The 16,201-nt window shown below is 60.3% G+C and carries 14 protein-coding genes; all 14 read left to right on the top strand.

What is annotated here, in order from left to right; genetic code table 11:
• Positions 1-256: 256 nt before the first annotated feature.
• Positions 257-1,030 (top strand): glucose-1-phosphate cytidylyltransferase, encoded by a 774-nt coding sequence (gene rfbF, locus AC07W4_RS14400; protein WP_008052842.1) that lies wholly within the window; start codon positions 257-259, stop codon positions 1,028-1,030.
• Positions 1,012-2,094 (top strand): CDP-glucose 4,6-dehydratase, encoded by a 1,083-nt coding sequence (rfbG, locus tag AC07W4_RS14395; protein ID WP_495032872.1) that lies wholly within the window; start codon positions 1,012-1,014, stop codon positions 2,092-2,094. Before rfbF ends, rfbG begins: the two co-directional genes overlap by 19 nt.
• Positions 2,091-2,651 carry a dTDP-4-dehydrorhamnose 3,5-epimerase family protein gene (locus tag AC07W4_RS14390; RefSeq protein WP_495032871.1) on the top strand — a complete coding sequence of 187 codons (561 nt, stop codon included), beginning with the start codon at positions 2,091-2,093 and terminating at the stop codon, positions 2,649-2,651. The genes rfbG and AC07W4_RS14390 overlap by 4 nt, the downstream gene beginning before the upstream one ends.
• On the top strand, positions 2,648-3,874 hold the full coding sequence (locus AC07W4_RS14385) for a methyltransferase domain-containing protein (RefSeq protein WP_495032870.1): 1,227 nt from the start codon (positions 2,648-2,650) through the stop codon (positions 3,872-3,874). The genes AC07W4_RS14390 and AC07W4_RS14385 overlap by 4 nt, the downstream gene beginning before the upstream one ends.
• Positions 3,871-4,722, top strand: a complete 852-nt coding sequence (locus AC07W4_RS14380) for an NAD-dependent epimerase/dehydratase family protein (RefSeq protein ID WP_495032869.1) — start codon at positions 3,871-3,873, stop codon at positions 4,720-4,722. The genes AC07W4_RS14385 and AC07W4_RS14380 overlap by 4 nt, the downstream gene beginning before the upstream one ends.
• On the top strand, positions 4,719-5,789 hold the full coding sequence (locus tag AC07W4_RS14375) for a class I SAM-dependent methyltransferase (protein WP_495032868.1): 1,071 nt from the start codon (positions 4,719-4,721) through the stop codon (positions 5,787-5,789). Before AC07W4_RS14380 ends, AC07W4_RS14375 begins: the two co-directional genes overlap by 4 nt.
• 17 nt (positions 5,790-5,806) lie before the next feature.
• The gene (locus AC07W4_RS14370; RefSeq protein ID WP_495032867.1) at positions 5,807-6,544 is read left to right on the top strand and encodes a cephalosporin hydroxylase family protein; all 738 of its coding nucleotides are present in this window, start codon (positions 5,807-5,809) and stop codon (positions 6,542-6,544) included.
• Between the two features lie 51 nt (positions 6,545-6,595).
• Positions 6,596-9,532, top strand: coding sequence for a TIGR00180 family glycosyltransferase (locus AC07W4_RS14365; protein WP_495032866.1), 2,937 nt, complete (start codon positions 6,596-6,598; stop codon positions 9,530-9,532).
• A gap of 30 nt (positions 9,533-9,562) precedes the next feature.
• Positions 9,563-10,564, top strand: a complete 1,002-nt coding sequence (pseB, locus tag AC07W4_RS14360) for a UDP-N-acetylglucosamine 4,6-dehydratase (inverting) (RefSeq protein ID WP_495032865.1) — start codon at positions 9,563-9,565, stop codon at positions 10,562-10,564.
• Entirely contained in the window at positions 10,561-11,724 is a 1,164-nt protein-coding gene (pseC, locus tag AC07W4_RS14355) for a UDP-4-amino-4,6-dideoxy-N-acetyl-beta-L-altrosamine transaminase (RefSeq protein WP_495032864.1), read from the top strand. The genes pseB and pseC overlap by 4 nt, the downstream gene beginning before the upstream one ends.
• A gap of 6 nt (positions 11,725-11,730) precedes the next feature.
• Positions 11,731-12,426, top strand: a complete 696-nt coding sequence (gene pseF / locus AC07W4_RS14350; protein ID WP_495032863.1) for a pseudaminic acid cytidylyltransferase — start codon at positions 11,731-11,733, stop codon at positions 12,424-12,426.
• The gene (gene pseG / locus AC07W4_RS14345; protein WP_495032862.1) at positions 12,423-13,928 is read left to right on the top strand and encodes a UDP-2,4-diacetamido-2,4,6-trideoxy-beta-L-altropyranose hydrolase; all 1,506 of its coding nucleotides are present in this window, start codon (positions 12,423-12,425) and stop codon (positions 13,926-13,928) included. Before pseF ends, pseG begins: the two co-directional genes overlap by 4 nt.
• Positions 13,921-14,973: a pseudaminic acid synthase gene (gene pseI, locus AC07W4_RS14340; protein WP_495032861.1), complete on the top strand. Its 1,053-nt coding sequence runs from the start codon at positions 13,921-13,923 to the stop codon at positions 14,971-14,973. Before pseG ends, pseI begins: the two co-directional genes overlap by 8 nt.
• A 226-nt stretch (positions 14,974-15,199) precedes the next feature.
• Positions 15,200-16,126 (top strand): ketoacyl-ACP synthase III, encoded by a 927-nt coding sequence (locus AC07W4_RS14335; RefSeq protein WP_008052855.1) that lies wholly within the window; start codon positions 15,200-15,202, stop codon positions 16,124-16,126.
• Positions 16,127-16,201: the final 75 nt, after the last annotated feature.

Raw genomic sequence — 16,201 nt, 5'->3', positions numbered from 1 at the left:
TTGGGCCGCCTGTTTTGTTTGTGTCGAAAACGTCGCAAATCCCGCTGATGGACTCATCCCTTTTTTCCTGGCCGATTACGCCACCGACATAGAGCCTGCGCGGCTGGCGCGTTTCCTGCACGTCCCCCTCAAATCGCCATAAAACGAGCGCTCGCGGTCATTCCACCAGCGTCCGGAACGGTAGAAGGTTTAGCCAGAAGGCCCGCAACGCTCAAGAAAGCGGCGCGCAGCCCGGTGAAGAACAAGAGGGGAGACGATGAAGGCAGTTATTTTGGCGGGTGGCCTCGGCACGCGCATCAGTGAAGAGTCGCACCTCAAGCCCAAGCCGATGATCGAGATCGGCGGCAAGCCAATTCTCTGGCACATCATGAAGCAGTATTCCGCCCACGGAATCCACGATTTCGTGATCTGCCTTGGCTACAAGGGTTACGCGATCAAGGACTTCTTCGCCAACTACTTCCTGCACACCTCCGACGTCACCTTCGACATGCGCAACAACCGCATGGACGTGCACCAGAATTACAGCGAGCCGTGGAGCGTCACCCTGATCGACACCGGCGAAGAAACCATGACCGGTGGCCGTCTGCTGCGTGCCGGTCGTTACCTGAAGGATGAAGAGGCGTTCTGCTTCACCTACGGCGATGGCGTTTCCGATCTGAACATTCGTCAATTGGTGGACTACCACCGAGCCCATGGCCGCCTGGCAACCGTCACCGCCGTGCAACCTCCCGGCCGTTACGGCGCGCTGGACCGTCACGGTGATCAGGTGCTCGGGTTTACCGAGAAACCGCGTGGCGACGGTGGCTGGATCAATGGCGGATTTTTCGTTCTGTCACCCAAAGTGCTGTCGTATATCGCCGGTGACGGGACTACATGGGAAGCCGAACCCTTGGCGCGTCTGGCCCAGGAAGAACAGTTGAAAGCCTTTGAACACAATGGTTTTTGGCAACCGATGGACACCCTGCGCGACAAGAACCATCTCGAAGCGCTGTGGCAGAGCGGGGAGGCCCCATGGAAGCAATGGGCCTGAGTGCGGATTTCTGGCGTGGCAAGCGCGTCCTCGTTACCGGCCACACCGGTTTCAAAGGCAGCTGGCTGACTCTGTGGCTGCAAAGCCTCGGCGCACAAGTCAGCGGTTTTGCCCTTGATCCTTCAACCGGGCCGAACCTGTTCGAACTGGCGCGCGTCCACGAAGGCATCAACGATCAGCGCGGCGATCTGCGGGATCTCGGCGCCTTGCTGGAAATCATCGCCGAAACCGAGCCTGAGATCGTCCTGCACCTGGCCGCTCAGCCTCTGGTGCGTGAAGGTTATCGCGATCCGCTCGGCACCTATTCCAGCAACGTCATGGGCACGCTCAACTTGCTCGAAGCGATTCGACAGGTCGGCTGTGTGCGTGCCTGTGTGCTGGTGACCACCGACAAGGTCTACGCCAACAAGGAATGGCTGTGGCCGTACCGCGAAGACGAAGCCCTCGGTGGCCACGATCCTTACAGCAGCAGCAAGGCCTGCTGTGAACTGTTGGCGCAGTCTTATGCCGCGTCGTTTTTTCCGGCCGACAAATACGCCGGGCACGGTCTGGCCCTGGCTACCGCGCGTGCCGGCAATGTCTTGGGCGGCGGTGACTTTGCGCCTGAGCGACTGATTCCCGACGTGCTCAGAGCCTGGACGGCAGACGAGCCGGTGACCCTGCGCTACCCGCATGCCGTGCGCCCGTGGCAGCACGCGCTGGAGCCACTGGCCGGTTATTTGCAATTGGCCGCCGGCCTCTACGAGCAAGGCCCGGAATACGCCGGCGCGTGGAATTTCGGTCCGGGCGAAGCGGACATGTGCAGCGTCGGCGCAGTCGTCGAATTGCTTGCCAATCGCTGGCCACAAGCCCGTGGTCTGCGCATCGAGCCGAGTGAATTGCACGAGGCCGGTCTGCTGCGTCTGGACAGCAGCCGCGCGCGCCGGTTGCTCGGCTGGCAGCCACGCTGGACCTTGCAGCAATGCCTGACTCAAACCCTCGACTGGCATCTGGCATGGCAGAACGGCGATGACATGCGCGCCGTGACCCTTAGTCAATTGAACCTGTACCGAGGCGCACTGTGAGCGAGTTTTCCTTGCACGCGTTACCGCTGACCGGACTGTTCAGCGTCCAGCACAAGCGCTTCGAAGATCAGCGCGGGCACTTCGCCCGACTGTTCTGCGAGGGCAGCCTGAGCGCGTTTGGCAGCGAATTTCACATTCGTCAGATCAACCATTCCCGCACCCGCGAGAAGGGCAGTGTGCGCGGTCTGCATTATCAGAATGCCAATGCGCCGGAAGCCAAACTGATCACCTGCCTGCGCGGTGAAGTGTGGGATGTGGCGGTAGACCTGCGCCCCGAATCCAAGACCTTTTTGCATTGGCACGCCGAGCATCTGAAGGCGGGTGACGGTCGCAGTCTGCTGATTCCGGCGGGGTTCGCCCACGGTTTCCAGACACTGACTGAAGACGCCGAATTGCTTTACCTGCACAGCGCCGATTACGCGCCGGAGCATGAGGGCGGTCTGTCGGTGAACGATCCACGGCTGGCGATTGCCTGGCCATTGCCTGTCAATAATTTGTCAGCGCGTGATTCCAGCCATCCCGCGCTCGATCAACACTTTGCTGGAGTGCCTCTATGAACTGCCGTGGTTGCGCCGCACCGCTGAGCCTGCCGCTGATCGACCTTGGCACCGCGCCACCGTCCAACGCCTACGTGCATGCCGATCGCCTGGAGCAGGCTGAACAATGGATGCCACTGAAGGTCGCCGTGTGCCGGCAATGCTGGTTGGTACAGACCGAGGATTACACCCGCGCCGACAGCCTGTTCGACGCCGAATACGCCTACTTCAGTTCGTTCTCCAGCACCTGGCTGGCCCATGCCGAGCACTATGTCGCCGAAATGGTCGAGCGTTTCGGCCTGACTGCCGACAGCCGCGTGGTTGAAGTCGCTGCCAACGATGGCTATCTGCTCCAATACGTGGCGGGTCGCGGCATCCCTTGCCTGGGTGTCGAGCCAACGCGCAGCACTGCGCAAGCAGCGCGGGAGAAGGGCCTGGAAATTCGCGAGCTGTTCTTCGGTCGTGAAACTGCCGCGCAGTTGAACAGCGAAGGCTGGGGCGCCGACTTGATGGCCGCCAATAACGTGCTCGCGCATGTGCCGGACATCAATGATTTCCTCGGTGGTTTCGCAACGCTGCTCAAGCCAACCGGCGTGGCCACTTTCGAATTCCCGCAACTACTGACGCTGATGGCCGGCGCGCAGTTCGACACGCTGTATCACGAGCACTATTCCTACCTGTCTTTGACTGCCGTGCAGACCCTGTGCGAACGCAATGGCCTGGAAGTGTTCGACGTCAGCCAATTGAGCACTCATGGCGGATCGCTGCGGGTGTTTGTGCAGCGCAAGGACGGCGAACGACGCGCGGTACAAGCGGCCGTGCAGCAACAGTTGCAGGCCGAGCTCGATGCCGGGGTGAAAACCGCCGAGTACTACGCGACCCTCGCACCGGCCGCTGAACACATCAAACATGAGCTGCTGCGCTTCCTGTTGCAGGCCAAGGCCGACGGCAAGCGCGTGGTCGGTTACGGCGCGGCGGCCAAGGGCAACACGCTGCTCAATTACGCCGGGGTCAAACCCGACTTGCTCGCCTGGGTGGCCGACGCCAATCCGCACAAGCAAGGCAAGTACTTGCCGGGCAGTCGCATCCCGATTGTCGCACCGGCGCAGATCGATATCGAAAAACCGGACTACGTGCTGGTGCTGCCGTGGAACCTGCTGCACGAAGTCAGCCAGCAACTGGCACAGGTGCGTCAATGGGATGGGCGCTTCGTGATCGCCGTGCCTGAGTTGAAAGTACTGTGAAGGTTCTGGTCACTGGCGCCACAGGCTTCGTTGGCCGGCATCTGGTCGCGCAATTGCTCGCCCGTGGCGACGACGTTCGCGCCGTGGCACGTAACGTGGAAACCGCGCAAGGCATGCCGTGGATAAACGATGTCGAGTTCGTAAGCGCGGATATTCACGCCGCCGATCTCGATATCCGCGCGCTGACCGACGGCATCGACGCGCTGGCGCATCTGGCCTGGCCGGGGTTACCGAACTATCGGGCGCTGTTTCATTTTGAACACAACCTGATGGCCGATTACCGTTTTATCAAAGGCGCGGTCGAGGTGGGCGTGAAGCAGGTTCTGGTCACCGGGACTTGCCTGGAGTACGGCATGCAAGGCGGACCGCTCAGCGAAAGTACCGAGCCGCGCCCAAGCAATCCGTACGGACTGGCCAAACACACGTTGCACCTGTTTTTGCAGAACCTGCAGCAGGAACATCCGTTCACCTTGCAGTGGGCGCGATTGTTCTATCTGCATGGCGAAGGGCAGAACCCCAACAGTCTGCTGGCGGCACTGGACTGTGCGATCGATGCCGGTGAGCAATCGTTCAACATGTCCGCCGGTGAACAGTTACGCGATTTTCTACCGATTGAAACCGCGACCGGTTACCTCGCCGCAATCGTGCATCAGCGCGACTTCGACGGCGTTATCAATTGCGCCAGTGGTCAGCCGGTGTCGGTACGGACGCTGGTCGAACAACGCCTGCGCGAACGCGGCGCGACGCTGAAACTGAACCTTGGCCACTACCCATACCCGAGCCACGAACCGATGGCGTTCTGGGCCGTGACCGAGCGTTTGCAACAGTTATTGGGAGAGCCGCAATGAGGCACGAGTTGTATCGGGTCACCGACCTGCCGGTGCTGCAGAACCGCACTTTTACCGATGCCGAGTCGGCGCGAGCCTCTGCCAGTGCCGACATGTTGCTGGTGCAGGACGAGCGCAGCGGCCTGATCTTCAATGCCGCCTTTGACGCCGACAAGCTCAGCTACGACGCTGACTATCAAAACGAGCAGGCACATTCAGGCCGGTTCCAGAAGCACCTGAGCGACGTCGAAGGCATCATCGCCAGGCGCTTCAAGGGCCAGGAACTGATTGAAGTCGGCTGCGGCAAGGGCTACTTTCTTGAACTGCTCAAGGGCCTGGGCTATTCGATCACTGGCATCGATCCGGCTTACGAAGGCGATAACGCCAACGTGATCAAGGCCCCGTTCACTCGCGGTCTCGGTCTGGCTGCGGACGCCATCGTCCTGCGGCATGTTCTGGAGCACATTCAGGATCCGGTGAGCTTCCTCGCTGAAATTGCCAATGCCAATCAGGGCGGGCAGATCTACATCGAAGTGCCGTGCTTCGACTGGATCCTTGAGCATAAAGCCTGGTTCGATCTGTTCTACGAACACGTCAATTATTTCCGCCTCGATGACCTGCGCCGGATGTTCGGCACTGTGCACGAGGCTGGTCACCTGTTCGGTGGCCAATACCTGTACATCGTCGCCGATCTGTCCACGTTGCGCCTGATCCCGGAGCAACCGGTACCGCGCCTGACGCTGCCGCAAGATTTCACCGCCAGCCTCGACCGCGCGGTGCGGATCGTTCAATCCGCGCCCGGGCAGGGCTCGGCGATCTGGGGCGCCTCGTCCAAAGGCGTGATCTATTCGCTATTCCTGCAACGCGCGGGTGTGGCGGTTGATCGAGTGGTGGATATCAACCCGGCCAAGCAGGGACGTTATCTGCCGCTGAGCGGTGCCCGCGTGTCTTCGCCGCAAGAGGCCATGGACGCGTTGCCCGAAGGCGCCAACCTGTTTGTGATGAACTCCAACTACCTCGAAGAAATCAAGCGGATGACCGGTGGACGCTACGTCTATCACGCCGTTGACAGCGCTTCGTTCCAGTGACCCTTGAGATTTTGAAAATGACCGACAACAGCATCAATAAAGCCTTCGAAGCCGAGTGCCGGGAACAGATTGCCCAGCAGGGTGACGACCAGAGGCTCACTGGCCTGGCCCGGGATTTCTTCAATGAATCGGCCAGGCACAAGTACAGCTACCACTTTTCGTGGATGGGCCGTCCGATCATCCAGTTGCCACAAGACATGATGGCGATGCAGGAGATCATCTGGCAGGTCAAGCCGGACCTGGTCATCGAGTGCGGCATCGCCCACGGTGGTTCCATCATCTACTACGCCTCGTTGCTGGAGCTGCAAGGCCACGGCGAAGTACTGGGCATCGACCTCGACATTCGCCCGCACAACCGCGAAGCGATCGAAAGCCATCCGATGGCCAGGCGCATCAGGATGATCGAAGGTTCCAGCATCGACCCGGCCATCGCCGCTCAAGTGCAAGCTGCCGCCAAAGGCAAAAAAGTCATTCTGGTCCTCGACTCCAACCACACCCACGACCACGTACTCGAAGAGTTGCGCCTGTACGCGCCGCTGGTCTCGGTCGACAGCTACTGCGTGGTGATGGACACCGTGGTGGAAGACATGCCGGCCGACTTTTTCCCGGATCGTCCATGGGGTCCGGGCGACAACCCGAAAACCGCGGTATGGAAATACCTGGAAGAGAACAAGGATTTCGAGATCGACCAGCAGTTGCAAAACAAGCTGCTGATCACCGTGGCGCCGGACGGCTATCTGCGTCGCGTTCGTTAATCAAAAACAGTTTCAGGCGTCAGGCGACTGGCCGGTTGTGGGGATAGGAAAATGCAGGTTCAAAGCAGTACGCAAACCAACGTGACACCGCTGGACGAATTGTTCACGGTGGTGCTGATCACCCACAACCGCAAGGCGTTCCTGCGACGCGCGTTGCAGTACTACAGCAGTTACTCCGCCAAGGTCCTGGTGCTGGATTCATCGGTGCAGGGCGATGACAGCATCGCGGGCGATTTTCCTTCGGTCGATTATCGCCATTTGCCTGATTACACCTATCTGGGGTTTCAGCAAAAGCTTGCCTATGGGGTCAGCCAGGTTACTACGCCCTACATGGTGCTGGCCGCTGACGACGATTTCATGCTGCACGGTGCATTGACCGACTCGGTCAATTTTCTGGAAGCCAACCCCGATTACGGTATGTGCCATGGCTATTGCCTGATGTACCTCACGCACGCCAACTTCGTGCAGTACTATCGCCGTGACAAGAAGGTGCAAGAGGACTACAACGCCGAGCGTGCGCAGGATCGTATTCTCGACTACATGGGGCAGTACATACCGCCGTTCTATGCAGTGCATCGCACCGCGTTGTTGCAGGACTGGTATGCGGCGATGCCGCAAGGCACGATTTTCGAGTGGCAGGAAATCGGCCATGTGTATTACGTGCTGGCACGGGCCAAGGCGCGGATTCTGCCGATTCCGTATGTGGTTCGGGAGGTCAACTATGGCCGCTCGGATCACAACACCGAGATCATTCACGTCCTCCGTTTCCAGGATGCCCGTTCCGTCGCCGAGCGTGAGCGCTTTGCCGGGTTCCTTGCCACGTTGCCAACCGAAATAAATGAGCCGAACGCGGAGCAAACCGCAGCCTTTGCCCTGCAGAGTTTCCAGGCGCTGGCGGACAGCCTCGCCACGCGCAATGCACTGACGATCGAGCCGATCTTCGAGTCCTGGTGGAAAGACCCGACCACGGGCCCGAAACGAGTCTTCGGCCCCCGGCAATACGTCGAAATGCCGTTCTACAATCAGGCTTTTTTCGATCAGTTGACCGAGTTTGAATTCCTCCTGCATGCGATGCCCGCCGGGCGCTTGCAGCGGGAAGAAATGGAAGGTGCATTGCTCAAGCAGCACACGCTGCTGAGCACCTATTCCAATGACACGCCCGAGACTATCCAGAATCGCTTGCTGGAAGCCGTGCAGTTGGGGCCATTCAACCGTCGTGTTGTGCAGAAAATGCATCGGCAACTGCTGGATCTGGGCCAGAACGGTGATGCGCAAGTACTCGCAGACTGGATGGCGCGGCTGGACAGCGTGCCGACGTACGACAGCCGTCAAATGCTCGACAGCACGCGTTCCGGTCAGTTGATGAACTGGTTGCAGGCACGTCAGCCGAACGAGACCGCCATCGGCAAGATCAATCAGCAACTGGCGACTGTCGGGGGTGGGCCGCAGTTCGGCATTCTGTTGCTGGATCTTGAAGCTGACATGGACAAGCTTCAGGTCACCTTCGACAGCCTGATGGAAAGCGCTTTGCGCGCGTTCAAGGTGGTGGTCTTCACGACGGGGGATCTGCCAGCTGTCACGACCGAACAGAGCACCGTGCATTTCGTCAAAGTCAGCACCGCTAACTACGTCGACAAGCTGAACCAGATCGCCCGGCGCTCGAACGCCGATTGGTTGCTGTTGGCCGAGGCCGGTGACGAGTTCACCCGCAGCGGTTTCCTGCGTGCCAGCCTTGAGTTGCAGAACGCTGAAGGTTGCCGTGCAGTGGCCATGGATGAGATCCATCGTCGCACTGACGGCACGTTGAGCGACATGTTCCGCTCGGCGTTCAACCTCGATCTGCTGCAAAGCATGCCGTCGCTGACGGCCCGGCATTGGCTGATTCGACGCGAAGTCATGGTCGAGGCCGGTGGCTTTGCCCGCGAGTACAGCGATGCGCTGGAGTTCGACCTGCTGTTGCGCCTGATCGAGGCCGGGGGCCTGGCTGGCCTGGCGCATCTGGCCGAGCCGTTGCTGATCACCCCGGCCGTGGCGCCGGCGCCGAACGAGCATCAACGTCAGGCCCTCGTGCGGCATCTGGCAACCCGCGGTTATCAGGCGCAAGTGAGTGCCGAGGCATTCGGTGGCTTGCGCGTCGATTACCGCCACGCCGACCGACCGAAAGTGTCGATCATCGTCTGCAGCGATGACAATCAGGAGCACCTGCAGCGTTGCCTGGTGAGTGTGCTGCAACGCACTCGTCATCAGAACAACGAGATCATCATTGCCGATAACCACAGCCAGTCGAGCGAACTGCTGGCCTGGCTGGAAAGCCTCGAGCAAAACGGGCGTGGGCGTATTCGTCTGATCAGGAATGAGCAGTGCCTGAGCGCTTCGGCTTTGGTCAATCAAGCTGCCGCTCAGGCTCAAGGCGAGTATCTGGTGCTGCTGGCGGCGGACGCCGAAGTGCTCAACGCCAGTTGGATCGAAACCTTGCTGAACCAGGCTCAACGCCCGGAAGTCGGCGTGGTCGGCGCCAAACTGGTGGATCGTGAAGGTTCTGTGACCTGCGCCGGATTCATCCTGGGCCTTGGTGATGGTTTGGCTTCACCGTTCCTCGGCGAGAAAAAAGACGCAACGGGTTACATGCACCGGTTGCTGGTCGAGCAGAATTGTTCGGCGGTCTCCGGCGCTTGCCTGATGGTGCGCAAGGTGATTTTCGAGGCCTTGGGTGGACTGGATCAGGAGCACTTCGATGAGGCGTTCGCCGACGTCGACCTGTGCCTGAAAGCCGCCGATGCCGGGCTGTTGACCGTATGGACGCCGCAGGTGCAGATCGTCCACACCGGTACGTTGCCGAACGATGCGCAGGCCGTTGCCGCGCTGCAAGACAAGTGGCAAGCGCACTTTGCCCAAGACGTAGCCTACAACCAGAACCTTTCCCTGACCGGCAAGGGCTTCACCCTCGGCCAGGCCTCCAGTATCGACTGGGCGCAGTTGCTCGCCTAAGCCTGACGATCAGGAAACAGGACTCAAGACATGTTCAACGGTCAATCGATTTTCATCTCCGGCGGCACCGGCTCGTTCGGTCGCAACTTCATCCGCCGCTTGCTGGAGCAATATCAGCCCAAGCGCGTGGTGGTGTTCTCGCGCGATGAACTCAAGCAATACGAAATGCAGCAGACGTTCAATGCGCCGTGCATGCGTTACTTCCTCGGAGACGTACGCGACGCCGACCGTTTGCGTCAGGCGATGCGGGGCATCGATTATGTGGTGCACGCGGCCGCACTCAAGCAAGTGCCGGCGGCGGAATACAACCCGACCGAGTGCATTCGCACCAACGTCAATGGCGCGGAAAACATCATTGCCGCCGCCATCGACAATGGCGTGAAGAAAGTGGTGGCGCTGTCGACCGACAAGGCGGCCAGCCCGATCAACCTGTACGGCGCAACCAAGCTGCTGTCGGACAAACTGTTCGTGGCCGCCAACAACATTGCCGGCGAACAGCAGACCCGTTTTGCCGTGGTGCGCTATGGCAACGTGGCCGGTTCGCGGGGGTCGGTGGTGCCGTTCTTCAGCAAACTGATTGCCGATGGTGCCGAGGAGTTGCCGATCACCGATGAGCGCATGACGCGCTTCTGGATCACCCTCGACCATGGTGTGCAGTTTGTTCTCGACAGCTTTGCACGCATGCACGGTGGTGAAGTATTCGTGCCGAAGATCCCGTCGATCCGCATCGTCGATCTGGCGCGTGGCATGGCCGAGCATCTGCCGCACAAGCACGTCGGGATTCGTCCGGGTGAGAAACTGCACGAGCTGATGGTGCCGCTGGACGATGCGCGGATGACCCTGGAGTTTGCCGATCACTACACCATCCAGCCGTCGATCCGCTTCACCAGCGTCGACGTCGATTTCGCTGTCGACAAATCGGGCGAGCGCGGTCAGCCGGTGGGTGAAGAGTTCGAATACCGTTCCGACACCAATCCGCACTTCCTCTCGGTCGGGCAGATCGCCGACCTGCACGCGAGGCTGTCGAAATGATCCCTTACGGTCGGCAGAGTCTCGATCAGGCCGATATCGACGCTGTGGTCGACGTGCTGAAATCCGACTGGCTGACCCAGGGGCCGGCCATCGAGCGTTTCGAACAGGCAATGGCCGAACGTTGCCAGGCGGATTACGCGGTAGCGGTGTGCAACGCCACGGCGGCGCTGCACATTGCCTGTCTGGCGGCCGGGCTCGGCGCGGGTGATCGCTTGTGGACGACGCCGAACACTTTTCTGGCCTCGGCCAACTGCGGTCGTTATTGCGGCGCCGAGGTTGATTTTGTCGATATCGATCCGCTGACCTGGAACCTCGATACGTTCGCGCTGGCCAAGAAGCTGGAGCGGGCCGGGCGCGACGGTACGTTGCCGAAGGTTTTGGTGGCGGTGGCGTTCTCTGGGCAAAGCTGCGACATGCGCCGGATCGGCGAACTGGCCGAGCGCTACGACTTCACCGTCATCGAAGATGCTTCGCATGCGGTCGGCGCCTCATACGCCGGTCGTCCTGTGGGCTGTGGTGAATTCGCGGCGATGACCGTGTTCAGTTTTCATCCGGTGAAGATCATCACCAGTGCCGAGGGCGGCATGGTGCTGACCAATCGCGCGGAGCTGGCCGAGCGCTTGCAGCGCTTGCGCAGCCACGGCATGACCCGCGATCCGCAACAGATGAGCGAGCCCAGCCACGGCCCGTGGTATTACCAGCAGGTGGAATTGGGCTTCAATTACCGGATCACCGATTTGCAAGCCGCGCTCGGGCTGTCGCAGCTTGGCAAGCTGGATGAGTTTGTCGCCCGTCGACGTGAGCTGGCGGCGCGCTATGAGCGCTTGCTGGCCTGCCTGCCAGTGACATTGCCGAGCGCACAGTCCGAAGCCGAATCCGCCTGGCATTTGTACGTGGTGCGTTTGCAGCGCGAGCGCATCAACCTCAGCCATCGTCAGGTGTTCGAAGGCTTGCGCGCGGCCGGGGTCGGGGTGAATCTGCACTATATTCCGGTGCACTTGCAGCCTTACTATCAAGACCTGGGTTTTACCGAGGGAGACTTTCCCGAGGCCGAACGTTATTACGCAGAAGCGATCAGCCTGCCGCTGTTTCCACTGCTGACTGATGAGCAACAGGACTACGTGGTCGAGCAATTGCGACGGCTGGTTCTTGAGGAGTAGGACAAGGTGAGCTGCGTTGCGATCATCCCCGCCCGTGGTGGCAGCAAGCGCATTGCGCGCAAGAACCTGAAGCCGTTCGACGGCGTGCCGATGATCGTCCGTTCGATTCGCACGGCGCTGGAATCGGGATTGTTCGAGCGCGTGGTTGTCAGCACCGACGACGAAGAGATTGCCCAGGTAGCGCGAGCGCATGGCGCCGACGTGCCGTTCATGCGGCCTGCCGATCTGGCCGATGATTTCACCGGTACTGCTGCTGTGATCGTCCACGCCTTGCAGCAGTTGCCGGGCTTCGATTACGCCTGTTGCGTGTACGCCACCGCGCCGCTGTTGCAGGCGCGGTATTTGCGTCAGGGTTTTGATTTGCTGGAGCTGCGTGGGGACAAATCCTTTGCCTTCTCCGTCAGCAGTTTCGGTTTCCCGATCCAGCGTGCGTTGACCCTCGACGGGCAGGGCGCGCTGACGGCGTTGTATCCGGAATTTCGTAATACCCGCTCACAGGATCTGCCTGAAGCCTTTCAGGATGCCGGCCAGTTCTACTGGGGGCGCAGCGAGGCCTGGTTGCGCGGCGAGGTGTTGTTCTCACCGGCCAGTCTGCCGGTGATCGTGCCGCGGCATCTGGTACAGGACATCGACACGCCAGAAGACTGGACGCGCGCCGAGTATCTGTACGCCGCGCTCAAGGCGGGCGGAGAGCTTTCATGAGAGTGCTGATCCGTGCCGACGCCTCGCCGACCATCGGCAGCGGCCACATCGCTCGTTGCCTGAGTTTGGCGCGGGTGCTGCGCAAGCAGGGCAGTCATGTGGCGTTTGCCTGTCGGCGCTTGCCGGGACATCGGCTCGACGCCTTGCAGGTCGATGGTTTCGAGACGTTCGCGCTACCCGAGCGCTATGTCGATGAAGACCCGCAGCAGACCATCGAAGCGATGCTGCCTTGGCGGGCCGACATTGATGCGCTAGCCCAATTGCTTGATGGTCACGCCGGGTTCGACTGGATCATCGTCGACCACTATGGCCTCGATCATCAGTGGCAAACGGCAGCCCGGCGCTGGGCACCACGGATTGCCGCGGTGGATGATCTGGGGACTCGGCGCTACAGCGTCGATCTGCTGCTCAATCAGAACTTGTCGGGCCTGACCGAGAATTACCCACCACTGCTGCCTGAAGGTTGCCGCACGCTGCTCGGCCCGCGCTACGCCATGTTGCGTGAAGAGTTCAGTTGCCCGGCCATTGCGATCAAACCCAGGGCGCAGCGGGTGCTGGTGAACTTCGGTGGTTTCGACGCGGCGATGCAGACCCATCACGCTATGTTGGCGCTGGCCGATTTTGCAGAGTTGGAAGTGGACTTTGTCGCCGGCGCCGATAACCCGGCATGGGCGCAGATGCAGGCGCTGGCCGAGACTCGGCCGAACTGGCATCTGCACAGTTTTGTCAGCGATTTTTATCAGCGCATGAGCGCGGCCGATCTGTTTATCGGCGCGGGTGGCGGTACCAGTTGGGAGCGCGCGGCCATGGGCCTGCCGACGATTTGTATCGCCGTGTCGAACAACCAGCAGGCCAATGGCGAAGTGATGGCGGCAGCGGGGGCGCATGTGTTCCTGGGCGCTCGCGAGCAGGTCAGCGTCGAGCAATTGCGCCAGGCCATCGGCTTTGTCGCCGGGAATTTTTATTTGCGTCAAAGTCTCGCCGATCGTTCGCGGCGACTGGTCGATGGTGGCGGTGCGCTTCGCGTCGCGGTAGCGCTGGCCGGTGCGGTGCTCAACCTGCGCGTGGCGACTACGCAAGATGCTCAGTTGTTGTTCGAAGGGCGCAATGCCAAGGCAGTGCGGCGCTGGTCGAAAAATCAAGGCGTGATCGACTGGGCGCAACACCTGAACTGGTTGAACGCAAGTTTGGGCAAACCGCAGTGTCTGCTGTTGATTGCCGAGGCCGATGATGGGCCGGTGGGGGTCTTGCGTTATGACTTGCGCGGGCTCGAGGCCGAAGTGTCGATTTTTCTGCTCGAGGGGCGTTTTGGGCTCGGCTGGGGCAGGGCGTTGCTGGCTCGCGGCGAATCGTTCGTCAGCGAATACTGGCCGCAATTGACGGCCATTACGGCCCAGGTGCTGCCCGCCAATCACCCCTCATTGAATGTTTTTCGAGACGCCGGGTTCACTCAAAGTGCCTGCGCGTTCACCCGTGTTTTGAAGGAACATCCCCATGCCTAGTTTCAAGATTGGCGACCGCCTGATCGGTGCCGACGCGCCGCCGTTCATCATTGCCGAGATGAGCGGCAACCATAACCAGTCGCTGGACATTGCACTGCAAATCGTCGAAGCGGCGGCCAGGGCCGGCGCGCATGCCTTGAAACTGCAAACCTATACAGCCGGGACCATGACTCTGGATATTGCCGAGGGTGAGTTCTTCATCAAGGATCCGGGCAGTCTGTGGGCGGGCACCTCGCTCTACGATTTGTATGAAAAGGCCCATACGCCGTGGGAATGGCATGCGCCGATTTTCGCCCGGGCCAAGGAGTTGGGGATACTGGCGTTCTCGACGCCGTTCGATGACACGGCGGTGGATTTCCTCGAAAGCCTCGATGTGCCGGCCTACAAGATCGCCAGTTTCGAAAATACGGATTTGCCGTTGATCCGACGTGTGGCCGCCACCGGCAAGCCGCTGATCATCTCCACCGGCATGGCCAGCATCGCCGAGCTTGACGAAACCGTGCGCGCGGCCCGCGAGGCCGGTTGCAAGGATATGGTGCTGCTCAAGTGCACCAGTACTTATCCAGCGACCCCGCTCAACAGCAACGTGCGCACGATCCCGCATCTGCGCGAATTGTTCGGTTGTGAAGTGGGACTGTCCGACCACTCCATGGGCGTTGGCGTGTCTGTCGCCGCTGTGGCGCTCGGCGCGACCGTGGTGGAAAAACACTTCACCCTTGACCGCGCGGCCGGCGGGGTGGATGCCGGTTTCTCGCTGGAACCTGAGGAAATGGCCAGTCTGGTGCTCGAGACCGAACGCGCCTGGCAGGCCATGGGTCAGGTGCAATACGGCCCCACCGAGGCCGAGCGCAAGTCGCTGGTGTATCGCCGTTCACTGTACGTCACCGCTGAAATGGCCGCCGGTGAGCTGTTTACCGAGGACAATCTGCGCGCCATTCGTCCGGGTCTCGGTTTGCCGCCCAAGCATACCGATGCGCTACTCGGTCGCCGCGCTCGGGCCCCGATCAAGCGCGGCACGCCGCTGGACTGGTCATTGGTTGAATGACCCGATATGCAACCGATTCGGCAAAATAGCGTGACCTGCGAGTCATAACGCGCATCTTCACTGTATTGTATTGATCGGGGAGGTGGCGCCTGGCCCTTTATCGGATCCAGTGATGGCCCTTTGCGCTCCCCGTGGCTGTCCGTTGTGGCGGCCGTTTTCTGTTTGTCGGCGCCCCTCGAATCCTTGCGAGCGGTGGTCTTGGGCTGTTTTTTATTGGGAAGCCGTAATGATTGGCATAAAAAGCATTGCGAGCTACGTTCCTGTAGCCGGCGTGGACAATTACGCACAAGGTGCAAAATTCGAGAAGGATGAAGAATTCATCCTCGGCAAGATCGGTTCGGCATTCCTGCCGCGCAAAGGCGCTGAACAGGAAACCTCCGATTTGTGCGTGGAAGCGGCCAATGCGCTGTTTGCCGGCAACCCTGATCTGAAACGTGAATCGATCGACGCACTGATCGTCGTCACCCAGAACGGTGACGAAGAAGGCCTGCCGCACACCGCGGCGATCGTGCAGGACAAACTCGGTCTGTCGACCAATGTCGCTGCGTTCGATATTTCCCTGGGCTGCTCCGGTTATGTATACGGCATCTACGCGATCAAGGGCTTCATGGAAGCCGCTGGTCTGAAGAACGGCCTGTTGATCACCGCTGACCCCTATTCGAAGATCGTCGACCCGGAAGATCGCAACACCACCATGCTCTTCGGTGATGCCGCTACCGCGACCTGGATGGGTGAAGATCCGTCCTGGGCGCTGGGCAAGGCCAAGTTCGGCACCGACGGTTCTGGCGCACCGCACCTGAAAGTCACCGATGGCGTGTTCTTCATGAACGGCCGTCAGGTGTTCAACTTTGCGCTGCTCAAAGTACCGGCACACTTGCACGAATTGCTCAACGACTCAGGCCTCAAGGCCGATGACATCGATGCGTTCTGCATTCACCAGGGCAGTGCGGCGATAGTCGATGCCGTGGCGCGGCGCTTCGAAGGCGAGCCGGAGAAGTTCATCAAGGACATGGTCGAGACGGGTAATACCGTTTCGTCGAGTGTTCCGCTGCTGCTGGAAAAACACGTGCTCGATTCTGACTGGAAGCGCATTGCGATCAGCGGTTTTGGCGTAGGTTTGTCCTGGGGGTCGGCGATCATCTATCGTCCCTGAGCAAGCTCTTTATCGGTAAATCGCGGCACAATAAAGCGCTCAAGGTGTAACCTTGAGCGCTATTTTTTTGCCCGA

The sequence above is a fragment of the Pseudomonas sp. GW821-FHT02A08 genome (genome assembly GCF_059422045.1).
Note: the sequence above shows the minus strand (reverse complement) of the source record. Positions and strands in the feature narration are given on the sequence as shown.